This window comes from Aeromonas sp. 2MA4, assembly GCF_029237305.1.
Lineage (GTDB): Bacteria > Pseudomonadota > Gammaproteobacteria > Enterobacterales > Aeromonadaceae > Aeromonas > Aeromonas salmonicida.
Genome location: NZ_JAACFY010000008.1, coordinates 81,615 through 105,854 on the forward strand (window position 1 = coordinate 81,615; position 24,240 = coordinate 105,854).

The 24,240-nt window shown below is 62.8% G+C and carries 15 protein-coding genes and 1 riboswitch; of the genes, 4 read left to right on the forward strand and 11 right to left on the reverse strand.

Going from position 1 to position 24,240, the window contains the following annotated elements:
* Positions 1–120: 120 nt before the first annotated feature.
* Complete coding sequence (locus GWQ31_RS10470; protein WP_275909306.1) at positions 121–3,270, forward strand: S41 family peptidase; 3,150 nt, start codon at positions 121–123, stop codon at positions 3,268–3,270.
* Here GWQ31_RS10470 and GWQ31_RS10475 read toward each other — a convergent pair.
* The 5 genes from GWQ31_RS10475 to pgaA form a co-directional block, all read right to left on the reverse strand.
* On the reverse strand, positions 3,253–4,548 hold the full coding sequence (locus GWQ31_RS10475; RefSeq protein WP_265421073.1) for a ferric reductase-like transmembrane domain-containing protein: 1,296 nt from the start codon (positions 4,546–4,548) through the stop codon (positions 3,253–3,255). The genes GWQ31_RS10470 and GWQ31_RS10475 overlap by 18 nt on opposite strands.
* A gap of 178 nt (positions 4,549–4,726) precedes the next feature.
* Entirely contained in the window at positions 4,727–5,041 is a 315-nt protein-coding gene (locus GWQ31_RS10480; protein ID WP_017412598.1) for a hypothetical protein, read from the reverse strand.
* Positions 5,028–6,278: a poly-beta-1,6-N-acetyl-D-glucosamine synthase gene (pgaC, locus tag GWQ31_RS10485; RefSeq protein ID WP_169046810.1), complete on the reverse strand. Its 1,251-nt coding sequence runs from the start codon at positions 6,276–6,278 to the stop codon at positions 5,028–5,030. The genes GWQ31_RS10480 and pgaC overlap by 14 nt, the downstream gene beginning before the upstream one ends.
* A complete protein-coding gene (gene pgaB, locus GWQ31_RS10490; RefSeq protein WP_275909307.1) occupies positions 6,275–8,239 on the reverse strand; it encodes a poly-beta-1,6-N-acetyl-D-glucosamine N-deacetylase PgaB in 1,965 nt (654 codons plus the stop codon). The genes pgaC and pgaB overlap by 4 nt, the downstream gene beginning before the upstream one ends.
* Complete coding sequence (pgaA, locus tag GWQ31_RS10495; RefSeq protein WP_275909308.1) at positions 8,239–10,623, reverse strand: poly-beta-1,6 N-acetyl-D-glucosamine export porin PgaA; 2,385 nt, start codon at positions 10,621–10,623, stop codon at positions 8,239–8,241. Before pgaA ends, pgaB begins: the two co-directional genes overlap by 1 nt.
* A gap of 670 nt (positions 10,624–11,293) precedes the next feature.
* Here pgaA and GWQ31_RS10500 point away from each other — a divergent pair.
* A complete protein-coding gene (locus tag GWQ31_RS10500; RefSeq protein WP_275909309.1) occupies positions 11,294–13,483 on the forward strand; it encodes a glycoside hydrolase in 2,190 nt (729 codons plus the stop codon).
* A 68-nt stretch (positions 13,484–13,551) separates the two neighbouring features.
* Here the strand turns inward: GWQ31_RS10500 and GWQ31_RS10505 are convergent, their stop codons facing one another.
* Positions 13,552–15,402, reverse strand: coding sequence for a M3 family metallopeptidase (locus GWQ31_RS10505; RefSeq protein WP_275909310.1), 1,851 nt, complete (start codon positions 15,400–15,402; stop codon positions 13,552–13,554).
* A gap of 280 nt (positions 15,403–15,682) precedes the next feature.
* Between GWQ31_RS10505 and GWQ31_RS10510 the strand changes: the two genes are divergently transcribed.
* The gene (locus GWQ31_RS10510) at positions 15,683–17,380 is read left to right on the forward strand and encodes a methyl-accepting chemotaxis protein (protein WP_275909311.1); all 1,698 of its coding nucleotides are present in this window, start codon (positions 15,683–15,685) and stop codon (positions 17,378–17,380) included.
* A 264-nt stretch (positions 17,381–17,644) separates the two neighbouring features.
* Positions 17,645–17,730, forward strand: a riboswitch (cyclic di-GMP riboswitch).
* A gap of 66 nt (positions 17,731–17,796) precedes the next feature.
* Positions 17,797–19,221 (forward strand): N-acetylglucosamine-binding protein GbpA, encoded by a 1,425-nt coding sequence (gene gbpA / locus GWQ31_RS10515; RefSeq protein ID WP_275909312.1) that lies wholly within the window; start codon positions 17,797–17,799, stop codon positions 19,219–19,221.
* Positions 19,222–19,303: 82 nt separating this feature from the next.
* On the opposite strand, the gene cbl is transcribed toward gbpA, so the two are convergent.
* From cbl to GWQ31_RS10540, 5 genes are all read right to left on the reverse strand, one after another.
* Entirely contained in the window at positions 19,304–20,251 is a 948-nt protein-coding gene (gene cbl / locus GWQ31_RS10520; RefSeq protein ID WP_275909313.1) for an HTH-type transcriptional regulator Cbl, read from the reverse strand.
* 185 nt (positions 20,252–20,436) lie between these two features.
* On the reverse strand, positions 20,437–21,504 hold the full coding sequence (locus tag GWQ31_RS10525) for a sulfate ABC transporter ATP-binding protein (RefSeq protein WP_275909314.1): 1,068 nt from the start codon (positions 21,502–21,504) through the stop codon (positions 20,437–20,439).
* A gap of 85 nt (positions 21,505–21,589) precedes the next feature.
* Positions 21,590–22,483: a sulfate ABC transporter permease subunit CysW gene (gene cysW / locus GWQ31_RS10530; RefSeq protein ID WP_275909315.1), complete on the reverse strand. Its 894-nt coding sequence runs from the start codon at positions 22,481–22,483 to the stop codon at positions 21,590–21,592.
* Positions 22,480–23,319 carry a sulfate ABC transporter permease subunit CysT gene (gene cysT / locus GWQ31_RS10535; protein WP_219591741.1) on the reverse strand — a complete coding sequence of 280 codons (840 nt, stop codon included), beginning with the start codon at positions 23,317–23,319 and terminating at the stop codon, positions 22,480–22,482. Before cysT ends, cysW begins: the two co-directional genes overlap by 4 nt.
* Positions 23,320–23,597: 278 nt before the next feature.
* Entirely contained in the window at positions 23,598–24,173 is a 576-nt protein-coding gene (locus GWQ31_RS10540) for an alpha/beta hydrolase (RefSeq protein WP_275909316.1), read from the reverse strand.
* Between the last annotated feature and the right edge of the window lie 67 nt (positions 24,174–24,240).

Here is a 24,240-nt window from a genome sequence, read left to right on the forward strand (position 1 = left end):
TTATAAATTGTTACAATTAACAGCCAAAACAAGGGGATATCCCCCCTATATCGGGATAGTGCCCCCCGGGCGATTGGGGGGAAGATAAGGCGCTTTTTCACCTACTTGGAAACTTCCATCATGCGATGCCGACTCTCCCTGCTAATCCTGCTGATCTGCTCCCCTTTGCAGGCGGCCGAACCGCTCTGGCTGCGCGAGCCTGCGCTCTCCCCCGATGGCAAGCAACTTGCGTTCACCTGGCAGGGCCGAGTCTACCTGAGCGCAGGGGATGGCGGACTCGCCATGCCGCTCACCGACAGCGACTACCTGAGCCAGCGCCCGCTCTGGTCACCGGATGGCAAACAGATCGCCTTCGCCGCCAACTTATATGGCAACGAAGATGTGTTCGTGGTACCGAGCGCAGGGGGCGAGATGGTGAGACTGACCCGTGACTCCCGCCCCGATCTGCCCCAGGCATTCAGCGCCGATGGCAAGCAGTTGCTGCTGAGCAGCCAGCGACTGACCACGCCCGAATCGGATCACTTCGTGGCGGAAGGATTCCAAGCCAGCGCCCTCTACTGGACCCCCGTCGGTGGCGGCACCCTGACGCCGGCACAACCTCTGCCCGCCACCCTGGCTCGCCCCCATGGCAAGCAACTGGCCTATCAGATGCCGGGCATGGATCAACCGTTTCGCAAACATCAGCACTCGTTTGCCGTCTCCCGCCTCTGGCTGTTCGATGGCAAAGCCCATCACCAGCTGACCGAAGACAGAGTGGCCGCCAGCGATCCCGTCTGGGATGACAAGGGTGAGGCACTCTATTACCTGAGCGAGCGCAGCGGCGATTTCAACGTCTGGCGGCGGGATCTGGCCAGCGGTCAGGATCGTCAACTCACCCACTTCAAGGGTCACCCTGTGCGCGGCCTCTCCGCCTCCCGCCAAGGGGATCTGGTCTGGTCCTGGCAAGGGGAACTGTACCGTCTCGATGCGGGCAGCAAGACACCGCGCAAGCTGGCCATACAGCCACTCTTTGCCAACGCGCCCGCCGAGAGGAGCTGGATGCCAGGCCCCATCGACGAGGCCCTCGCCCGCCAGGATGGTGACGAGGTGATACTGGTGAGCCAGGGTAACTTGTATGCCATCGATACCCGCCGCGAGCGAGTGCGCCAGCTCACCCGTCATCCCAGCGAGCAGTCATCCCCCCTGTATGTGGACAAAGAGCAGGGGCTCATTTATCTCTCGGAGCAGGACGGCCCGGCCGCCCTCTATCGCCTGAACAAAGCGCAGCCGGATGGCTTGTTCAGCGATCCCGGCACCCTCACGGAACAGAAGTTGCTGGCCATGCCGGATGCCGCCATCAGCAAGCCGACCCTCTCTCCCGATGGCAAGCAGCTCGCCTTCGTGGTGGATGGTCAGGCCGTCCACCTGCTGGATCTCGCCAGCGGCAAACAGCGACCGCTGGTCGCCGCCGAGTTCAACCCCTCCCGCCACACAGTGGAGCTCGCCTTCGCCCCCGATTCCCGTCATCTGGCGCTGACCATACAGCCTGACTCGGCCCAGCAGGAGATCGCCGTCATCGACATAGCGGACCCCAAAGCCGAGCCGATCAATGTCAGCCTCAACGGCTATCGGGATATGAGTCCTGCCTGGAGCCAGGATGGCGGCATCCTCTACTGGCAATCCACCAAATACGGGGTTCTGGGTGCCGATGGGGAGCCGCTTGGCGGCAGCCTGCTCGGCCTCTACAGCAGCCGCGCCGCCAAGAGCGACTTCATCGCCGAGCAGACGCCCCCCAAAGCGGGTTACGGCTTCGAATCCGACCGGTTGGCACACAGAGAGGCGCTGCAATTGCAGCCCCCAGGTCTCATCCTCGCCAGCCGCATCGTCGATGATCACCTCATCTCGCTGGTGGAAGAGAGTGACACCAACGGCGAGAGCGAGATCAAGGGCTACGCCCAGGATCTGCGCAAGGGCGAGACCCGGGTGCTGTTTGACGGCCAGCCCGGCCCGGCGCAGGCCAGCCTCAATCAGGATGCCAGCCTGGCCACCCTGGTGCGGGAAGGAGAAGTGACCCTGATTGACACAGGTTCAGGCGAGGCAAGGTCACACCCTTTCGACCTGCTGCAGACCGGAAGCTCGCTGGCGCTCATGACCGCCGCCTATGACCAGATAACCCGGCTCACCCGCGACGAGTTTTATCATGCCGACATGAACGGCGTGGATTGGGATGGCTATGTGGCCGCCTATCGCCGCCAACTGGCCGGTATCAACAATGGCAGGGACTTCGGTCATCTGCTGGCGGAGCTGGCCGGTGAACTGAACGTTTCCCACACCTGGGGAGTGGGTCCGGCGTCATCCCCGCGAATGCCCGACAACACCGCCAGCCTCGGCGGCTACTGGCAAGATGGCAAGACGGGGGTTGAACTGGTCGCCCTGCTGGCCGGCGGCCCGCTGGAACAGGAGACAGACCTGACACCGGGTGCCCGTCTGCTGGCCATCAATGGCACCGAGGTTCCTGACCTGAACGCGCTGGATGCCCAGCTCAACCACCAGGCCGATCAGCGGCTGGCCCTCACACTGCTGCCCAAGGGGAGCAAGGCGCCGGTGCAGCTCGACGTCACCGCCATGGATCTGCAGCAGGAGTACAAGTTGCAACTGGATAGCTGGGTCGCCAAGCGCCGCGCCCGAGTGGCGCAGTTGAGTCAGGGTCGGGTGGGATATGTCTATCTGCCGGAGATGAACAGCGCAGTGTATGAGGAGATGGTCGCCGATGCCCTCGGCCGCCAGCGCAACCGCGAGGCGCTGATCGTGGACGTGCGCTTCAACAAGGGAGGCTATCTGGCCAATACCCTGGTGGAGTTCCTGACCGGCAGCGGCAGTGACAAGGGCATGGCGCGCAGCTGGCCACGCCACGGCAAGGGGGAGACAGACGCCGCCACCCGCCAGTGGACCAAGCCCTCGGTGGTTCTGGCCAATGCAGGCAGCTACTCGGAAGGCTCGGCCTTCCCCCAGTACTACCGCACCCTCAAGGTCGGCCCCATCATAGGTGAGCCAGTCCCGGGCACGGGCACCATGGTCTATGCCCATGACTCCAGACTGATCCCCGGACTCGCCTACGGCATCCCGACCCTGGGGCTGCGCAACCCGGATGGCAGCTTCTACGAAAATCAGGAGCTGATCCCGGATCTGCAGGTAGCGCTCACACCAGCCGACATGATCAGCGGACGAGATCCCCAGCTGGAGGCAGCCGTCGAGGCTGCCCTCGCCCAGCTGTCAACGAAAGCGAAATAGCTCCCGATGCAGGCGCCCGCCCGGCAACAGCCGGGTCAGGGCGTCTGCCATTCCTTCCGGACCGCAGAACCAGACGTCACCGGGCTTGCCCTGTGCAAGACCGGCCAGGTCCAGCCGCCCCGCTTCCTTGTCCAGATGCAGCCGATAACGAACCCCGGTACGCTGACACAACTCGGCCAATCGCTGGTGATAGACGGCGCCGACCAAGTCCGGAGCACACTGGATCAATGTGATCCCCTCCCCCCGTTCACCACGGGCCACCAGCCCCTCCAGCCAGGCGACAAAAGGGGTAATGCCGATCCCGGCGCCGAGCCAGAGCGACTGCCCCTGCCGGGGGGGACAGATAAAGGCGCCATAAGGCCCCGTCACTGTCACTGGGCCATCGACCCGAGCCGCCTCGACCAGCTGGCGGGTATGATCCCCCAGCGCCCGCACCGCAATCACCAGCTGACGCTTGTCGGGCGACACCCGCACCAGAGTGAAGGGGTGTGGGCCTTCCTTGGCATCAAACTCGAAGAAGGCAAACTGGCCTGGCCTGTAGTGCGACAGCGGCGTCTCCAGCTGCAAGGTGAATTCACGGGTACTGTCCGCCAGGGTGCGCAGCGCCACTATGCGGCCCTGATGGCGATCCCGCTGACCAGTCAAGCCCAGCAGGGAGTAAACCGCAGCCACAGCCCCTGCGCCGCCCAGCAGTGAGATCCCGAGCCCCACGGGTGTCAGCAGGCCAACCTGGGGCAACAGGCAGAGACCGTGTACCCACCCCGCCAGATAGATGAGCGGCGCCAGACGGTGGATCACCCGAAAGCGGCCATAGCTCACCAGCGACAACAGGCTCACCACCACCAGGGCTATCAGCAGATAGAAGCTCCACTCCCCCAGTGTATTGCCAAGGGCATGCAGGGAGAGGCCATTGCCAGCCCCTGCTCCCGCCCCGCCACCAGCCCCCCGGCGGGCAGGCCGGGTCAACCAGCCGGCCGTCACAGCCCACTTGGGTGCTTCCACCAGCAGCCAGTGACTGGTCAGGGCCAGGGTCGCGGCCATGGCGCTGTGACGATGGAGCCGCAACATGCGATCCAGCCCGCCACACCAGACTTCCAGCCTCGGCAAACGCAGCGCCAGCAACAGGGTCAGCGCCATGTAGCCCAGCCCCAGCAGGCCGGTCAGCAACAGCATCTCATGGCGCCAGGGCCAGATGCCGTTGGCATCCCCTGCATATCCAGCCCACCAGATCAGTGCCGCCAGCACCGGCAGCAGCCATAACGCTCGCTTGGTCACCATTTGTTGCTCCTTGTCCCGTCATCTCATGCATTGCTCACCCGGCTCGCCCAATGGCCACGCCGGTATCCTGATCCCATTACACGCCTGTGCCATGACAAGACTTTGCCAGCCACCGGCCATTTGGTGACAGAGTGTGACAAGAGGGAAGATACAAAAATGGGGCCTGATGGCCCCATGGTTAACCGGCTTTGCGCAGTGCCCGCTTGCGCATCAGGCGGTAAAGCAGCTGATTGTATTTGGCCCAGGAGTGGATCAGCAGGAAGATGCCGAGCAGCAGGGCCAAAAATAGCTGCCCGGCGCCCTGCGCATCCAGCGAGCCGATAAAGCTGTCCCCTTCCCCTTTATCCAGATAGTTGAGCCAGGGTTGCAGCGCCAGAAACAACCAGCCAATCCAGGTCACCAGCAGGATCAACAGATCCCGTAGTCGGTACTGCCAGCTGCAACGGGCACCGTTGCGTATGATCATCTCGTTGGCGAACTTATTTTTTGTCACGGAAGGACTCTCCTCTGTCAGGGCTTTCCCATACGGCAAGCTGGCCACGACGACGCAGGATCGCCTTGGGCACGGCAACGATCACTGTCACCAGATTGAGCAGCCAGTAGATAAGCGGATACCAGATACACCAGACGAAGCTGCGGGCCATTGTCTTGTCATAGTGGTTGTCGATGAAGATGCTGACCCCGAACTGCAGCAGGCAGATGGCGGTCATGATGACACCGGTCCACTGGAACAGCTGACCTTCGGCCAGCTCCCCCAGATCGGGCCGGATCAGCCAGATCAGCGCCAGCAGCAACATGCTGTAGCACCAGAGGACACTGGACAGATACTCCAGCAGCAGCAACCAGAAGTGGCGGTTGCGCCAGCGCATTGCCTGCAGGCCGTAACGCAGTATCACTTCGGCCCCGCCCTGGGCCCAGCGCAGCCGCTGCTTGTAGAGACCGCGCACCGTCTCCGGCATCAGCACCCAGCACAGTGCCTGGGGCTGGTAATGGATGAGCCAGCCCGCCAGCTGGAGTTTCCAGCTGATGTCGATGTCTTCGGTGACCATGTCCGTGCTCCAGCCACCCACCGCCTCCACCGCCGACTTGCGAAAGGCCACCACCACCCCGGACACGGTAAAGACGGTGCCATAGATGCGCTGGGCCCGTTTGATGAGACCTATGATGGAGCTGAACTCGCCGGTCTGGATCTTGCCGATGATGGTGGATCGGGTACGTACCCGCGGGTTGCCGGTGACAGCCCCCACCTTGGGGCTCTCGATGAAGTGCTTCACCATCCAGCGCACAGCGTCATGGTCGAGCACGGCATCCCCGTCTATGCCCACCAGTATTTCCCCCTTCGCCCGTTCGAGACCATTGTTGAGGGCCATGGCCTTGCCCTGATTGTGCTGGTGCAGCACGGTAAGGCGCGCATCCTGCGCCGCCAGCCGATCCAGTCGCTGCCCTGTGTCATCCTTGCTGCCATCGTTGATGGCCAGCACCTCGAAATCGGGATAACGCTGGCGCAGCAGGTGGCTGATGGTCTCCTCCACATTGGCCCCCTCGTTGTAGCAGGGCACCATCAGGGTCACCTTGGGATAGCGAGGCAACACCAGCCCGGTTCTGGCGAGCGCTATGTCCCGCCGCTCCCACTGGAAGTAGTAATAGAGGCCGCCACAGATCCACACCATGGCCATCATGCTGGGGTAGGCCAGGGTAAAAATCGCAATGCCTGAGAGAAATCCGCTCACCGTGCCGCCCCCGCTTGTGTGGCCATGGCCGCACTGACGGGCACGGCGGGGGCCACCGGCAGCTGGACTGGCTGAGGCAGGGTCTGCACCGAGAAGACGGGCTTCAGCACGGCGGGATCCGGCTGATTGTTGTGAGAATCGTCCGGGTAGTAGCCGAAGTTTTTCACCCCCTTGCGCTGGATGATCTGCATCCAGCGCGCCAGCTCCTCATCCGGGATCGGCTGATCGGTGCGCCAGTTGCGGCTTTGCAGCTCGAACACCAGCCGCTCCACCGGCACCTGGGCCAGGGATGTTTCCGCCAGCCGGGCCAGCCACTCATCCGGGTTTTCTGCCTGTTCCATGTAGGGCATGGCCATCACGGCCGTGTAGTCATAGGCCTTGGCGAACGCCGCCATGCTCTGGGCAAACCACTGCTGGGCGTCAGGCTCGGTCACCAGGGCCGCGTAGATGTTGCGGGCTGTCTTGAGGCCGTCAGCCCCTCCCTGGCGATAACGGGCGGCAGCGTCGCGCAGCGCCAGCGTAAAGTCGATCAGCAGGTCAGTCTTGTGCTCACCCTGAGCCCGCAGGGCCTGGGTGGTGCGCGCCAGCGGCATGGGCCCTTCGTAATCGCTGAGGAAGGCGTCATCATGGAACAGCAGGCCGTCGAACTTGGTGTAAAAGCCGAGATCCTCGTAGATATCCAGCAGCAGCTGACGGCTGGCGGCATCCCAGGGCGAGAGGCGCAGATACTGACCCCTGGCGGGGGTGCCGGTGCGGCTGTCGGTCACATAGGTGTGATTCGGCCCCATGTCATAGGCCATCACCGGCATCCAGGCATACACCTTGACCCCGACCCGGGTCTTGAGCTGCCAGGCGACCCGATTGAACAGATCCGCCCTGACCGGCATGTGGCGATTGGGGAAGTAGAGCGCCTCCGCGACCCCGTCACCGTTGTCATCGGCATAGGCCTGCAGATAGACAGTGGTGATGCCGTATCCCTTGATCCGCTCCAGCAGCAGGTCGATGTTCTTGTTCAGCTGCAACGGATCCTTGTCATAGACATAGTCCAGATCCACGTGCACCAGTCGCTCCTCCTGCCGCTCCCAGGTGTTGCCCCCCATGATCTCGTCCAGAGTCTCCAGGCTGGTGTCCTCCTCCAGCAGATAACGGCGCACAGTGGCTCCGGAATCCCCCAGGGTGTTGAGCCCCTCAATCAGGGTGAAGCTGTAGGGCATGCCGCTGTCACGGGCCAGGTTCAGCGCCGTCTGGTTGAAGGCACCATAGGGCCAGACCATGATGCGCGGTGCCCGGCCGGTCTGCTCCTTGAGCTGGCGGACAGACGCATCGAAGTCGGCTTTAACCCGCACCTGATAGTCCGCCATGGTTTCGTAACCGGCCGGACTCCAGCCCGCCGTGGTCACCGCCGGCTGCACATTGCCCTGGGGATTGGCGAGCAAGCCGTAGTGGGAGGCGAAGGTGTGGGAGGCTATCTCCACCAGTCCGGAGGCCTGCATCTCGCGGATCTGCGGCCAGCCGACGAAGTAGCTGCGCGGCAGCCTGTCGTTGCCATAGGGCACCAGCTTGTCGTCAGGCACATCCAGCCAGCTGCCCACCAGGGCATAGACGGCCGGGTAGTTGTAGAGCTTGAGCAGCGGGTAGACCAGCCGGTAGAAGCTCTCGTAGCCATCGTCGAAGCTGAGCAAAATGGCCTTCTCCGGCAGGGCTGCCTTGCCAGCCTTGGCATCCAGCACCTGCTGGAAGCTGACCGGGTGATAGCCCTGCTGCTTGATCCAGTTGAAGTGGCGGATCAGGGTGTCGCGCCGTATGGTCTGGGGATAGAGCTTGAGGTTGGGGGTCAATTTCAGATCGACGATGTCGTGGTAGCAGAGCACCACATAGTCATCGGGTTGACGGGCAGCCTGTGCGGCCAGCGGCATGAGCACGGACAACAACAGGAAAAGAGGGGCAAGCCAGCGTCTCATCACATGAAACTCCATTGCAGATTGGCGAAGACGAAATTTCCATATTCGGGGTTGCCGTCGTAGACGGCCTGGCGCCGGCCCAGGCCATAGCCCAGGCTCAGTGCCGGGGAGAACACCCAGTCGTGGCGATAGCTGAGTTGCCAGCCCGGGTCGCCGCCATACTCCTGCTGCCAGTACTGATTGCCGCCGATGACAAGGCTCTGCAGCAGGGCGCGACGGCCATCCAGCGGCAGCCGGTAACGCCCCGCCAGTTCCAGCTCCAGATTGCGATCCCGCAGGGGATTGAAGTAATCCACCGCAACCGCCTCGTTGCGGGAGGTGGCAGCCCGCAGTGTGGTGTCGAACCACCAGCGATCCCGACGCCAGAGATCCTGACGCAGCCAGCCGGAGGCGGTGAGCCGCCGATTGCCATCACTGATGTCCATTCGTTCCAGCCGCAGGCCCGCCTCCCGGGTCTCGTCCTGGCGCCAACCCAGATCCAGCTGATATTGATCTGCGTAGTTGCCCCGAGCCAGCGCCCGCAGCGGGGTATCGGCGCTGTTGAGGTTGATGGCAGCACCCAGGGTCCAGCGATCGCCCAACCGCCAGTCGAGGCGACTCCACAGATAGCCTTTGTGGTTGAGCTCGCTGCCCGAGCCGCCCTCCAGCGTCAGTTGCAGCGGATAGAAGGAGACTTCGGCCCCGAGCCCGCTGTAGGCGGCACGCTCCGGCTGCCCGTCAAATTCACCGAAGCTGCCTTGACGGCGCACAAACAGCCGATCGCCGCCATCATTGCGAGCGCTGTAAAGGCGGCTGTCGTAGCTCCAGTCACGACTGGCCTGTACCGAGCCCCCTTCATTGCGACCATGGGTCAGCTCAGTGGTCAGCATGGGGGCTTGCTCCAGAGCCAGCCGCTGTTGCAACTCCCGGCGATCCTTGGTCAGGTTGCCGAGGGCCCGCACCGCCTGCGGTGTCTGTTGCCACTGCCCCTGATCGAGGCGGGCGTGGAGGCGACCCGGCTCGGCGAGTCGGGTACGGCCAGTCGGCAGCCAGCGCACCGCCTGCTGATAGGCCTGCTCGGCGCCATCCGGGTGACCGCGCCAACGGCGGATGTCCCCCAGCTGCAACCAGAGCCAGGGATTGGCAGGGGCCGTTTTCAGCCAGCCTTCCAGCTGCGCCTCTGCCTGCCCGGCCTGACCCCGCCAGGCCAGCAGCAGGGTTCTGAGCTGCAGCACCTTCTCGTAGTCATCGTTGGGCATGCGCATATTGCCGGTGAAATCCCAGCGGGTCGGCGGCTCCTGCCAACCCGCCAGCAACCCCTGGGCGGCGCCGTAACGCTCCGCATCCGAGTAGGCGTAGAAACGCTTCTCCAGCAGCGTCTTGTCTTTGGCCCGCTGCGGGGTCGCCAGTTGCCGATAGATAAGGGAAGCCTCGTCCACCCGCCCGAGCCCAACCAGCGCATCGGCCCGCGCCTCCTGCACGTATTCCGGCAGCGGCCCCTCGGCTTGCAGTGCGGCAGACTCCCGCTCCGCCTGGGCAAACTCACCGAGGGCAACCAGGGTCACCACCAGATCACGGCGGGCACTGAGGTAGAGCACATGATCGCGGGGAGCCCGGGCCAGGATCTTGTCCTGCAGGGCCAGGGTGTGAGTGAGGGAAGTGCGAGCCAGCGCCGGATCCTCGGTCTGCGCCGAGATCCGCAGCAAGTTGACCGCCTGGTAGTAGTCGAGCCAGAGCCGATCCACCGGCTTGAACAGGGCAGGATACTGCCCCATCAAGTCGGCAGCGGCGGGACCCGCCCCCAGGCTCACCGCTACCCGATAGAGCGCCAGCACCTGTTCACTGTTGCCGGGTTCCAGCGCCAGCCACTGCTGGCGGGCCAGCATCTCCCCCATGGGATCCTCGGCCTGACGGGCGGCATAGATACGCGCCTCCAGCACGGCCCGATCGCGACCGAAACGGGCCTCGTACTCTCCTGCCGCCTGATGGGCCAGCACACGGTTGCCCTGATCGCTGGCGGTGAGAAACAGGCCAAGCCAACCGGTGGGATTGCCCGGGTCACGCCCCTGCAACACCCGGTAATAGCTGATTGCCTCAAAGTAGCGCTTCTCGTCCCGGGCGGCACGGGCCACCCCTTCCAGCGTGCTGTTGGCAATGGGACTGAACTCGCAGGGGGCGCAGGCTGCCAGCGCCCCCTTGCGATCCCCGCGCCACAACTGCACGGCAATCAGATCGTCCAGCACCTTGCCGTCGCCGGTTTGTCGATAGAGGGCATCCAGTCCTTGCGCCGCGGCGTCAAGCTCCCCTGCCCTGGCCTGGATGACCCAGGTTTCCCGTGCTCTATCCACTCCGCCAGCCAACACCAACAGGGGCAAGAGCGCCAATAACCAAAAGATGCGATTCATTCGCAACATTCCACCTTTGACACGCGCCGGGCAGATCGGTCCTTGAATGCCCTGACGATTACGCACATATGTCCGACCCTGCTGCCGTGGCAACGCAGGGTGACTTCCTGACGGATGTGCGGTTGTGATGGTGAAAGGCGAGGGATGAACCAACGCCTTCCTCAATGCGCGGTCCAGCTGTCTCCGGGAAGAGACCTGTGACTTTCCGAACCCGATTCGCATCGGGGGTGGCGAGGCGGCCAATTCTGCAGCGGCGGACGAGTTAGTCAATCGAGTCAGACAGGAACCATTCTCGATAAGCCACCGTCTGTTGCCTGTCCCTGTGGACTCAATTTTTCACTATTACTATTGAGGTAATTAACAGAATTCCATTTTGATTGGCCTGCATCGGAGGTCCATCAAGCAATGGGGTTAAGCTTCCCCCCTTGATTGCCCCCTGCAGCGAAGCTGACGCATCCGAATCCAGTATTGGCTAACTACGACAGACTACGTCACGACCACAAACAAGCCCCATCCGATAACCCCCTGACAGGGCGTCATCGACCCGAGCCTGCCCACGGATCCAGTGCAAGGACCTGTGGCTTGCCGCCGCTGGTGCGGGCAAATTTGGCTGTACCGCAGAACGGGCAAGGGCGTACCCTGATGCCATCGACTTGGCCAAGGATCTTGAATGAAGGGTTTACGGATAAAGGCGCCAGTACTGGGCTGCCTGCTGATTTCACTGCTGGCGGCGCCTCTGGCCGCCTCCCCCCTGATACTGCAAGGGGAGACGCTGAGCTATCGCATCGCCCCCGATACCCTGGCCATCTCGGTCAACAAGGTGCCGGTCAGTGCCGGTCAACCCGCCCGTCAGGTCGACAAGCTGACCCGGGGGGAGCAAGAGGCCAGCTGGCACTGGCCTGCCCAGGACGCCAGGGTCGAGGTCAAACTGGACGGCGATGATCTGCTGCTGACCCTTGTCAGCGACACGCCCCGTCAGCTGGCCTGGTACAGCCTGCCGAAAAACCAGACCCACCTCTCCATGGCCTTTGGCGAGGGCAGCCGCTTCTCGGTGCGTGACAGCGACTGGATCGGCTATGTCGGCGACGAACTGGCCGAACTCAACACCCATTACGACCTCAAGCTGCCGCTGTGGAGCCAGGATGCAGGCAAACAGACCTACAGCTGGATCCTGCAAACCCCCTACGACAACCAGCTCAACTTCACCCGCAAGGGGGGGCGCCTGCAACTGAGCGCCCGCCACGAATTCAGCAGCTTCAACCAGCAGGCTCCCATGGTGGTGCGTCTGAGCGTGGGGGATGACTGGCTGGCGGGGGCCCGTCGCTATCGGGAGTGGTTGCAGGCCGAGGGGGAGTGGCAATCCCTCGCCGACAAGTTTGCCCGGATCCCCGCTGGCCGCCGCCTGATTGGTGCCAGCCATGTCTATCTGTGGGGAGATGCCCTGCTGGATCGACAGGATGTGAAGGATTGGCCAGGCCTGCAGGCCAGACTCAATCAAAAACCGGCCTGGCTGCAAGCGTTCAGCGGTGAGGAGCGGGAAGCGCTGGCCGCAACGACCCCCGAGCCCTGGCAGCAGACATTGATCATGGCCGGGCTCAACCGGCTGATTGCCAGCCAGTTGCCCCTGCCCGCCCAGCAGGGCCCCGTCAGCCAGAGCAAGGTGCTGACCCTGCGCCAGCAGTGGGTCAGGGGTCAGCTGGGAGATCTGCTGGTTGCGCAGACTCGCTGGGGACAGGGCCTGTCACTGCCTGTGATAGAGGCGCTGCAACAGGCGGGACTGCACAAGCTCTGGCTCGGCACCCCGCAATGGACGGCAGCTCTGCAACAGAGTTATGCCGTCACCGCCGCCCAACGTCTGGGCTATCTGGTGGGCAGCTATGACTCCTACGATACCGCCATCCTCCCCGGCAGCAACGACAGCTGGCTCACCGCCCAGATCCCTCCCAAGATCGGCAAGCGCTGCGCCATCATGGAGGCCAACGGCAAACCCAAACCCGGCTTTGGTGGCGAGGGAGCCTACCTCAATCCCGGTTGCACCCTGCCCTTCGCCAAGAACCGCATGAGCGAGCTGGCCAAAGCCAGCGGTATCAACAGCCTCTTCCTCGACGTGGACGGCACCGCCATGGCCTCCAACGATTACAACCCGGCTCACCAGCAGGGGAGCCAGGCCATGATCGCCGCCCGCAATGCCCGCATGGCCTGGGTGGGAGAGCGGCTCGGACTGGTGCTGGGCTCGGAGGATGGCAATGCCCTCACCAGCAAGCCGCTGATGTTTGCCCACGGCATCCAGAGCTGGGGGGTCGGCTGGCAGGATGCCAGCATGCGCAAGCAGGCCAAGTCACCCTATTACCTCGGCAAGTGGTGGCCGGACGAGGCGCCGCAGGTCTTCTTTCAGCCCACTCGCCTCAAGCCGCGCTACCTGAAAACCGTGTTCAATCCGGCGGACAGGTTGCCCCTCTATCAAGCTGTGTTCCACGACTCAGTGCTCAACAGCCATCACTGGCTGCTGGACAACCTCAAGTTTCCAGGCATCAAGGAGGAGCGTGCCCTGCTCGGCCTGCTTTACAACACACCACCGCTGGTCAACCTGAGCCGCAGCACCCTGGAGAGCCGCCTGCCCGAGCTGGTCAGACTGAGCGATCAATTCGCGACGCTGCACGAGGCATTGTGGGACAAGGCGCTGGTGGGATTTCGCTGGCGCGACGGGGCGGGCCGGGTGCAGGAGACCCGATTCTCGGATGGCAGCCGGCTGGTCGCCAACTTCAGCAACAGCTCCATCATGCTCGATGGCCAGAAACTGCCGGGCAAGCACCTGCTCGTCGCCCTCAAGGGCAAGCCGGTCACCCTGCTGACGATGTAATCGACTCGCTCGCCATATAAAGAGAGAGCCCTGCCAATTGGCAGGGCTCTTTTGCAGGCGGGGTTCATCTAGCCCAGGGTGGCGGGCTCGACTTCGCTCTGGCACCGGATCCAGCCCTCGAAGTCCGCCAGCATGCGCGCCTCCGACTCGCTGTTGTCGGCAATCAGCTCAGTGCCATGCACCACCCGGATGCGGGCATTGAGGGGCGCCCCCTCACCGGCCGGCGGCCTTTGCTGCGCCGCCGCCATGCAGGCTTGGGCCTGCGCCCAGGCGTCGGCCACGCTCTGGTTGCATACCTCGGCCAGCGGCACTGCGCTGAATCCCTCGCCGGTCAGGCTCTGCAACGTCTCATCGTGGGTCATGCCGTTGCCCGGCCCCCAGTAGTGAGCCGCCAGATCCGGTCCGATGCGCGGGTTGTCGGTGAGGTATCCATCGCGCTGAAGGAAATAGGCGCGGGTCTGCTCCACCGCCATCAGTGCCAGCAGATAGCCGTGATAGGCACAAGCCGACTCCTGATTCAGCAGATGCGGAATGGCCAGCAGCGGCCTCGGGCTCTCTGTCCCCAGTATCTTGCGCTCCCACTGACGGGCCAACGCCAGCACGGCGTCCGGAGTGCGCTCGCTCTCCTCCATGGCGTAAAGATCCCGCTCGAAGTAGGAAACCAGCGCTATCTGGCGCTCGTTGAAGGCACGAAACGGCTGACGCGCCGCTATCATGGCCTTGATGAGCGAATCTGGGATCACCTCTCCCGCCGCGTTCCTGGCATAGCGCTTGAGCCAGTCCGCATCGTCCAGCAGGCTGTCGCAGAACATGGACTGGGTCTCGGCATAGGCCATGGAGGTGGGTGGAAACTCCTGTGAAAAGCAGGGGGCGTTGCCAGTCACATTGGCAAAGTGAGCGGCGTGGCCCCCCTCGTGGAACAGGGTATTGAGGCCACTCCAGCCGCTGCCCACCTGAGCCGGGTTGGCCAGACTGGTGAAGTTGACCACGGCGGGAACCCACTTGTCCTCCTGCCAGAAGCTGGGCACAGGGCCGTGGCAGAAGCCGTTCTCGTATTTCCCCTCCCGGGTCAGCAGATCCAGGGTCAGAGTCGCATCCCGATACTGGATGCCGAGCCGGCGGAAGCTCTCGACCCAGTCCTTCAGCGCCCGCGAGAAAGGCACATAGGGGTCGAGCTGGCGGGTCACGTCGCCGCTGACGAAATAGCGCAGGTTGTGGGGCTGCAGCGCCGCCTCTCCCTTGGCGCTTTTCAGCTCTGCCAGACTCTGTTGCACCCGCTGCTCGGTGCGGGCGATAAAATCATCCAGCACGGCAAACAGCTGTTCCGGGCTCATCTGCTCGTTCTTGCGCACCTTGTAATCGAAATAGTCGCGATACCCCATGGCACGGGCGAAGCGGTTGCGGATCGCCACTACCTCGAGAAAACCGTTGTCGACCACCCACTGCTCCAGGGTATGGAACATGGCCAGCGCGCTCTGGCGCACCGCCTCGTTCGGGCTGGCGGCAAGGGAGGTGCTGGCGGCGGGCAGACTGCCGGCGACCTGCTGACCCTGCTCATCCAGCAAGCTGAGTTTCAGCTCCCGGCGACGGGCAAACAGCGCCGCCTCGGCCGCCACCAGCTCGTCCATCAGGGCGGCGGCAGCCGGATCCTCGATGACGTTGCACTCGAAGAAGGCAATCCAGCCCCCCAGACCACGCTTGAGATCCGCCTCTTCGGCCTGGGCCAGCATCTCTCTGAGCTCCGGCAGTCGGGCCGGGTTGGCGCAAAACGCCTTGTAGGCCTGCTCGGCGGCGGTGAAACCTGCCTGATCATCACTGGTGCCCATGTAGGTGGACCAGAACAGGTCCTCCTTGCGCCTGTGTACCTGCAGGTAATCGGCATTGAGCTGATTCAAATAATTCCTGGCAATGGAATGCATAAATTCCCTCTTGTATGGGGCAGACCCGCACGGGTGCCCGCTCCTTTTGGTGAAATGCCAAGCCATTCACATTTTTTGGCAAATGATGCGCCGGGATGCGCACAACCACGCTACCAAAAGCGACGGTTTCTGTCTGCTGGCTATACTGGTTGTCAAAACACTCAATTAGCATTCAGTCACCACAAGTTATTGAAAGTTAATTAAATGTTAATAACGAAATAATCAGGGCCATCGTCATGTCTGGCCACAGCAAGACCCACAGGGAAATCAGGGAGACCTTATGTTCAAGCTTGGTGATATCGCAGTGAGCCGCAAATTGATGTTGCTGCTCTCACTGGCGCTAGTCGGTTTCATCGCACTGCTGCTTATTTCGGCCAGTGCCTTGCATCGCAATCTGATGAGTGAGCGGGAGGCCCGGCTGCAGGCCGTGCTGGATCTCGCCATGAGCCGCATCCAGTCACTCGCCACCACCTTGCCCGCCGCACAGGCTCAGGCAGAAGCAAAGGCCATGCTCAACAGCATGCGCTTCGATGGCGACAACTATCTGTTCGTACTCGATGAAACTCGCCACGTTGTGGTACACCCCGTCAAACCGGAGCTGGTTGGCCAGCAGATGGGCCAGAGCGGCACCGAGACGGCCGGGGATCACTGGCAACGCATGGTGGAACTCGGCAAGGGTGGCCAGCAGGGGCGGCTGGAATACCAGTGGATAGGACCCTCCGGTGATGCCGCCCAGAAGATGTCGCTGGTCGCCGGCTATCAGCCCTGGGGCTGGATCCTGGGCTCTGGCGTACTGCTGCAGGACATTGAAGCCACCATCTGGTCCCAGTACCAGCTGATGGGGGGCGCCACCCTGCTGGTGATCCTGCTGATGGGGCTGCTGGGGTTTGCCATCAGCCGCTCCATCGTCACTCCCCTGGCCGAGATCAAGCGAGCCATGCAGCAGGTGGCGGCCGGGGATCTGGTGATCAGCATACCGGTACACGGCAAGGATGAAATGGGGGTCGTCGCCGCCTGTACCAACCAGGGGCTCGATGCCATTCGCCACGCCTTGCTTGAAGCCAGCCAGGGGGCCCGCAATGTGGCAGATGCCGCCCTGCGGATCGCCTCCTCGGCGGAGGAGACCAATCAGGCGGTCAACAGCCAGCGGGACCAGCTCTCCCAGCTCGCCACCGCCATGAACGAGATGAGCGCCACCATTGCCGATGTGGCGGGTCACGCCGAAAATACCGCCCGGGATACCCAGGAAGCCACCAGCGAGGCCGGGCTGGGCAACCGTGATGTGCATGCCAGTGTCAATGGCATACAGGCACTGGCCACAGAGGTGGAACAGGCCACCCAGCAGGTCAATCAGCTCAAGGAGGGGGTAATGCAGATAAGCGAGGTGACCGCCGTCATCAGCGCCATCTCCGAACAGACCAACCTGCTGGCCCTCAACGCCGCCATCGAAGCAGCCAGGGCGGGTGAGCAGGGGCGCGGCTTTGCCGTGGTCGCCGACGAGGTACGCCAGCTGGCGAGCCGCACCCGCCAGTCCACCGAAGAGATACAGAGCACCATAGCCCAATTGCAGCAGCGGGCAGTGACCGCCGCCAGTGCCATGGATGCCAGCCGCAAGCTGGCGGAGAGCAGCGTCAGCCAGTCCGAAAAGGCAGGGCAGGATCTCTCCCTCATCGTCAACCACATCCAGCATGTGAGCGACATGGCGATCCAGATAGCCACAGCGGCGGAACAGCAGAGCGTGGTGGCCGAGGATATGAACCGCAACGTCAGTGGCATCAATGATTCGGCCCAGGAGATGTCACAATCCGCCACCTATCTGGCGAAAGAGAGCGAGCTGCTGGCAGACCTCTCCCGCAGTCTGGATGAGCGACTGGCGGTGTTCAAACTCGGCACTGCCATCGATCAGACCCTGGCACAGTGGCTGGCCCCGCTGCATCAGCAATCACATCAGGCCGAACGCCCCCGCGCGCGCCACTGAATCGTCTCGCCTTGTCGCACTCCATCCTCTGTCAGCCCGGCTGGCAGAGGATTTTTTCATGGATGAAAAATGTCGAATTTTTGCATCTTATCGACATGATGACCGACATTCGGCGTGATGAGACGATTAAATAATCCATTAAAAACATAACGTTAATTTTTAGCTCTACTCCGATGAGTCAAGCTGTAAACATTTACACTTAATTAACTAATCAAAATTGGCCATGATGATGGTGTCGCAATACGCGACACCATGACCCTTTATGTAGTCATTTGGCAAACTGGTTGAAAGGCCAGGACGCAAAGCCTCCGGTCTAAAGACATGTCGTCCAGGATAGCGGGGTTGCCACACGCAAGTGTGTATCGGGGAACTCCCCTGCCAACTTGACTGCCCACATCTATCGAACAGAGGAATGTATGGCAGCAAAAATCCAACTCAATCGCGTCGCGGCAGCGCTGGCGCTGCTGGCCAGTGGTAGCGTTCTCGCCCACGGCTACATCAGTCAGCCGGAATCGCGCAACTATCTGTGCAAGACCGGTGGCAATAGCCAGTGTGGCGCAGTGCAGTGGGAGCCCCAGAGCGTGGAGGGCCCCTCCGGCTTCCCGCAATCCGGCCCTCAGGATGGTCAGATTGCCTCGGCGGGCAGCCCGAACTGGAGTGAACTCAACGCCCAGACCAGCGATCGCTGGACCCGACGTGAAGTACAGGCAGGGCCATTCGCCATCAGCTGGACCTTCACCGCCAACCATGTCACCCGCAACTGGCGTTACTACCTCACCAAACAGGACTGGAACCCGAACCAGCCGCTGACCCGTGCCGCCTTCGATCTAACCCCTTTCTGCGTGGTGGATGGCAACATGGTACAGCCGCCCAAGCAGGTCACTCACAACTGCAACCTGCCGGAGCGCACCGGTTATCAGCTGATCCTGGGGGTGTGGGAAGTGGGGGACACCAGCAACAGCTTCTACAACCTGATCGATGCCAACTTCAAGGGCGGCACCCAGCCCCCCTTGAGCTGGAGCCAGGGGGGCACCATTTATCCCTCCACCGATCTGGCGGCCGGTGACAAGGCCAGAGCTCTGGTGTTCGACGCCAATGGCGTGCGCCCCGATCTGCAGACCGAGTTGACCATCACCACCACGGAACAGGGCCAGAAAAACAACTGGGCCCATGCCCTGGCCAGCAAGATCAATGCGGAGCAGAGCCAGATCCGCGCCGGTCAGCAGAACGCCGACAATCAGTTCAACCCCGTCTACGGCCAGAACCCTGTCTACCTCAAGGCAGGCAGCGCACTGGAACGGGTCGAGATCCAGCTCGAACAGCTGCAACCGCCGGTGGGCAACGACATCAGCGTGAGCGGTCTGGAGAGTGAATACCTGCTCGACGACGGCAAGGTGACCCTCGACTTCACCATCACTGCCCAGGGGGATCTGACTGTCACCAATACCTTGTATGACCATGGTGGTGTGGCCAGGGGGCAGTCTGCCGCCGACATCAAGGACAGCAGCCAGAGCTTCACCATGCCGCTCACCGGGCTCAGCGCAGGTCACCACCAACTGGTGATCGAGGCCAAGCCGAAGGCGGGTGGCGAAGCCCTGCAACAAACCCTGGACCTGATGCTCAAGGACTCGGCAGGTGGCGGTGACTACCAGTTCACCTTCCCGCAGGGACTCACCTCCTACACGGACGGCACCAAGGTGTTGCAGCCCAAGAACGGCAAGGTCTATCAGTGCAAGCCCTTCCCCTACCGAGGCTGGTGCAGCCAGTGGTCGGCCAGCGCCACCCAGTATGAGCCGGGTATTGGCACCAACTGGCAGGATGCCTGGATCCTGGTCAACTGATCCGCAGGCGCAGCATGATGCCATCAACAAAACGGGGAGCCACTGGCTCCCCGTTTTCTCTGGTGTTCTCTGGTGTGACAGCTCAGATCTGGAAGTCGATGGCGGGCTCGCCGCCCATGGCGCGGGCCTGAATGTCCGCCAGCGCCAGCTCAGGGTTGCAGAGCTGGATGAACTGCCAAGCGAAGTTGTGCTGGAACTGCCCCTGCTTGAGGCCGATCCAGGCGGTGTGGGGCGCAAACAGCCGGCTGCCGTCCAGCTGCACCAGTCCCTTGTCGCGCTGGGTGTCGAACGCCATGTCCGCCAGTATGCCCACCCCCATCTCCAGCTCGACATAGGTCTTGATGACGTCGGAGTCCTGCGCGGTCAGCAGGATCTGCGGGGCGATACCGGCCTCGGCAAACGCCTCATCCACCCGCGCCCGTCCGGTCAACCCGGCCTGATAGGTGATGATGGGCCAGTGTGCCAGCGCCGCCAGGGTCAGCTCCCGCTCGGCAGTGAGGGGGTGCTGCTCGGGCACCACTATGTTGTGATGCCAGCGGTAGTAGGGAAACGCCACCACCCCTTCGCTCTTGTCGAGCCGCTCGCTGCTGATGCCGATATCCACCTCGCCGGTCTGCACCAGCCGCACTATCTCCTCAGGGCTGCCCTGACGCAGCTCCAGTTGCACCAGCGGAAACTGTTCGCGAAACGCCTTCACCACCCGCGGCAGGGCGTAACGGGCCTGGGTGTGAGTGGTTGCCACCAGCAGCCTGCCGGACTCGCGGTTGGCAAAGGTGCTGGCCAGTTTGCGGATATTGTTGGCGTCATTGAGGATGCGCTCGGCGATCACCAGCAACTCCTTGCCCGGCTCTGTCATGCCGAGCAGCCGCTTGCCGTAGCGGATGAACAACTCGATCCCCAGCTCCTCTTCCAGCTCGCGGATATGGCGGCTGACCCCGGACTGGGAGGTAAACAGGGCATTGGCCACCTCGGTCAGGTTGTAATCCCGCCGTGCTGCCTCTCGAATGATTCGCAACTGCTGAAAATTCACGTCATCGCCTCCTGCGCTGACCGGCCGGTCGGGTTGGTCCCGCCGCCGTTTTTGTTATTGCCAGCCCGACCCTGTGCCGGACTGCAAGCCTGATACTGTTATCGCGATAAGAGGGTCACGCCCTGATCCTGTCGGTTGGCAAGGGTGGCGGCGAGTCGCTCTCGCCTGGATGCAAACCCTGGCCATCAAATCTGGTAGTCCGGGTAGAGCTGGGCCTGTTTGGCCACCAGCCGCACCCCCTGGCCCGGACTGAAGGCGCGGGCCGCCTCCTTGCTCAACTCGGCTTCGAAGTGTGCACCGTTTGTATCCCCATTGCCACGCAGTTCCACCCGGATGCGCGGCCCCATGGGCAGCAGTCGGGTGATGGTGGCGCGGATCCCCCCGCTTGCATCCGCAGGCACTATCTCCAGCTCGTGGGGACGCACATAGGCGATCGCAGCGCTGCCCTCCGCCAGTTGGGAGCTGATGGGCCCGCCCAACAGCTGCTCGCCGATACCGAGCCCCTGCCCGGCCACCCGACCGCGAAACAGGTTCACGCTGCCGAGGAAGCTATGCACGAAGGCGCTGGCGGGCTGGTCGTAGACCTCGGCTGGGGTGCCGATCTGCTCGACCTTGCCGGCGTTCATCAGCACCACCCGATCCGCCACCTCCAGCGCCTCCTCCTGATCGTGGGTGACGAACAGGCTGGTGACGTGCAGCTCGTCGTGCAGCTCGCGCAGCCAGCGGCGCAGCTCCTTGCGCACCTGGGCGTCGAGGGCGCCGAAGGGCTCGTCCAGCAGCAGCACCTTGGGCTGCACCGCCAGGGCGCGGGCCAGGGCCACCCGCTGGCGCTGACCGCCGGAGAGCTGGGTTGGGTAGCGATCGGCCACATGGCTGAGCTGCACCAGATCCAGCAGCTCCTTGACCCGGGCGCGGATCGCCGCCTCGGCCGGTCGCTCGCGGCGCGGCTTGACCCGCAGGCCGAATGCCACGTTCTCGAACACCGTCATGTGGCGAAACAGGGCGTAGTGCTGGAACACGAAACCCACGTTGCGCTCACGCACATCAAGGTCGGTTGCATGCTCACCGCGGATGATGACGTGGCCAGCGTCGGCCTGCTCCAGCCCGGCTATGATGCGCAGCAAGGTGGTTTTGCCACAGCCGGAGGGGCCCAGCAGCGCCACCAGCTCGCCATCGTGAAAGTCGAGGTTGATGTCGGCCAGCGCCGCGTACTGGTTGAAATGCTTGTTGAGCCCTTGAACCTGAATGCTCATAGATGCCTCTTTTCAATAATCGTTATATCGAGATCAATGGGGTATGGGGCCCGGCAGCTCGCGCAGCCGTGCCTCTCTCGCAATATCAGTGGGGCTTGTCAGGCTGCACACGTAGCCGGGCCAGCAGGGTTTCGCCCAGCAGGGTGAAGATCCCGAACAGGGCCAGCAGGCTTGCCACCGCGAAGGCGGCGCCGGTCTGGTACTCGTTGTAGAGGATCTCGATATGCAGCGGCAGTGTATTGGTCTGGCCGCGAATATGGCCGGAGACCACCGACACGGCCCCAAATTCCCCCACAGCCCGGGCGGTACAGAGCAGCAGGCCATACATCAGGCTCCAGCGGATGCCGGGCAGGGTGACACGCCAGAACATCTGCAGGCCGCTCGCCCCCAGCATGATGGCCGCCTCCTCCTCTTCCGGGCCACGGGCCTCCATCTGGGGCAGCAGCTCGCGCACCACGAAGGGCACGGTAATAAAGGTGGTGGCCAGAATGATGCCCGGGGTGGCGAAGATGACCTTGATGTCGTGCTCGCTCAGCCAGTCGCCAAACCAGCCGCGACTGCCGAACAGCAGCACCAGCATGAGCCCGGCGATCACCGGCGAGACAGAGAACGGCAGGTCGATGAGGGTGATGAGCAGCTGCCGACCGGGGAAGCGGAAACGGGCTATGGCCCAGGCCGCCGCCAGCCCGAACAGCAGGTTGAGGGGCACGGCGCAAAGCGTGACCAGGGCGGTCAAGCCCAGGGCGCTCAGGGCATCCGGCTCGCTGATGGCGTGCCAGAAGAAGGTAAGACCCGGGCTCAGCGCCTGAATGAAGACGGTGGCCAGCGGCAACAGCAGCAGAGCGGCAAACCAGCCCAGTCCAAGGGCAATGAGCAGCCATTTGACCCAGACGGGCTCACGCGTGACGGAAGGGTGGCGGGCCAGCGGGGCTGGCGCCACACCCTGGACCAGATCCAGTGTCGAGTTGGATGCGCTCATACGCGAGTCCCTCCTATGCGTGCCCAGCTCCAGGCCTGCAACTTGTTAATGAGCAATAACAAAATAAATGAGACCAGCAGCATGACCACGGCGATGGCAGAAGCGCCTGCATAGTCGTACTCCTCCAGATGACTCATGATCATCAGGGGGGCAATCTCGGAAACCATGGGCAGGTTGCCGGCGATAAAGATGACGGAGCCGTACTCCCCCACGCCACGGGCAAACGCCAGGGCAAAACCTGTGAGCAGTGCCGGGATCAAGGTCGGCCACAGCACCCGCAAAAAGGTTTGCCAGCGGTCGGCCCCCAGGCTGGCGGCGGCCTCTTCCTGTTCCGTCTCTGCCTCCCGCAGCACTGGCTGCAGGGTGCGTACCACGAAAGGCAACCCGATAAAGGTGAGGGCAATCACCACGCCGATGGGGTTGTAGGCAAGCTCTATGCCCAGTGGGGCGACCCACTGCCCGATCCAGCCGTTGGGGGCGAAGATGGCGCACAGGGCAATACCGGAGACGGCGGTGGGCATGGCGAACGGCAGATCGATCAGCGCATCCACCAGCCGGCGACCGGGGAAGGTGTAACGCACCAGCACCCAGGCGAGGATCAGGCCGAACAGGCTGTTCAGCAGCGCCGCGATGAAAGCGGCACCGAAACTCAGGCGAAAGGAGGCGAGCACCCGGGGTGAGCCGATCACCTGCCAGAATTCCCCCGCAGTAAGATTGTTCACCGCGAACAACACCAGCGCCGAGAGCGGCAGCAGTACCAGGATACCGAGATAGAGCAGGCTGAAGCCGAGGGTCGGACCAAAGCCTGGCAAGACGGAATAAGAACCAAATCGCATAACGCTTCCGTTTGTTATGAAAAACATTCGATACAGCGATTCTGCGCACGCCTGTTTGAGACAACAAACACCAATAACGCCTTTGCTAAGCACTTTTTTATCTAACCAGGGCGGCACTGGTTTTTAGCGCCATAAAATGAAAAAAAGGTCTTTTATATAAATAAAAGACCTAAAAAAATGGAGCGTCGTGCAATGTACCAAGCAATCAAAATCAGGCTGTTGTCATGTCGGGTGCTCTCTCTCCTTCTCTGCAAATTGAACGGGTATTGGCAACCCTTTCACCGAAAACTGAGGGCCGCGCGTCGCTCCCACGCAGCAGGCGCAGGCTCGACCACCATCTCGGCCCGGCGATAGAGGGTGCCGAGCAGGTTGAGCCCCAGGCTCCACTCCCCATGACCGGACTGGGCATTGATATGGCCCACCTCACCGGCATCGAACAGCGGCACCTGCCACTGGCGACTCCAGTATTCGGCTCGCTCGAAACTGAGCCAGGGATCGTTACGACTGGCGATCAGCTGGGCCGATACCTTGGGCGAACCGGCCAGCGCCTCATCCACTATGCCGAAATGGGCAGGATCGGCTGGCGCCACGATAAACAGCGAGGCCACCTTGTCGGGCTGCTGACGCGCCGCCGTGATGGCCGCCAGGGCGCCAAAGGAGTGGGCCACCAGATGGGCCCGGCCGCGCCGGCTGCGCAGCTTGCTCGCCAGCTTGGCGCTCCAGACCGTCAGGTCCGGCTTGTCCCACGGCAGGCCAACCATGCGCTGCCAGTGGGGGAAATATTGATGCCAGCGGCTCTGCCAATGATCCGGCCCACTGTTGTGCAGACCGGGAACCAGGAGGATCTTGTTCATCTTGGTGCTCCTATCAGCTGGCACAGGGGCCAGTGCGGGGTGAACATGCCACAAGGAAGCAGGGGGC

What these genes read in the sequence shown, in the direction of transcription:
- GWQ31_RS10470 (WP_275909306.1), top strand. Translation starts at nt 121, where the DNA reads ATGCGATGCCGACTCTCCCTGCTAATCCTGCTGATCTGCTCCCCTTTG.
- GWQ31_RS10475 (WP_265421073.1), bottom strand. Translation starts at nt 4,548, where the DNA reads ATGGTGACCAAGCGAGCGTTATGGCTGCTGCCGGTGCTGGCGGCACTG.
- pgaB (WP_275909307.1), bottom strand. Translation starts at nt 8,239, where the DNA reads ATGAGACGCTGGCTTGCCCCTCTTTTCCTGTTGTTGTCCGTGCTCATG.
- pgaA (WP_275909308.1), bottom strand. Translation starts at nt 10,623, where the DNA reads ATGAATCGCATCTTTTGGTTATTGGCGCTCTTGCCCCTGTTGGTGTTG.
- GWQ31_RS10500 (WP_275909309.1), top strand. Translation starts at nt 11,294, where the DNA reads ATGAAGGGTTTACGGATAAAGGCGCCAGTACTGGGCTGCCTGCTGATT.
- GWQ31_RS10505 (WP_275909310.1), bottom strand. Translation starts at nt 15,402, where the DNA reads ATGCATTCCATTGCCAGGAATTATTTGAATCAGCTCAATGCCGATTAC.
- GWQ31_RS10510 (WP_275909311.1), top strand. Translation starts at nt 15,683, where the DNA reads ATGTTCAAGCTTGGTGATATCGCAGTGAGCCGCAAATTGATGTTGCTG.
- gbpA (WP_275909312.1), top strand. Translation starts at nt 17,797, where the DNA reads ATGGCAGCAAAAATCCAACTCAATCGCGTCGCGGCAGCGCTGGCGCTG.
- GWQ31_RS10525 (WP_275909314.1), bottom strand. Translation starts at nt 21,504, where the DNA reads ATGAGCATTCAGGTTCAAGGGCTCAACAAGCATTTCAACCAGTACGCG.
- cysW (WP_275909315.1), bottom strand. Translation starts at nt 22,483, where the DNA reads ATGAGCGCATCCAACTCGACACTGGATCTGGTCCAGGGTGTGGCGCCA.
- cysT (WP_219591741.1), bottom strand. Translation starts at nt 23,319, where the DNA reads ATGCGATTTGGTTCTTATTCCGTCTTGCCAGGCTTTGGTCCGACCCTC.
- GWQ31_RS10540 (WP_275909316.1), bottom strand. Translation starts at nt 24,173, where the DNA reads ATGAACAAGATCCTCCTGGTTCCCGGTCTGCACAACAGTGGGCCGGAT.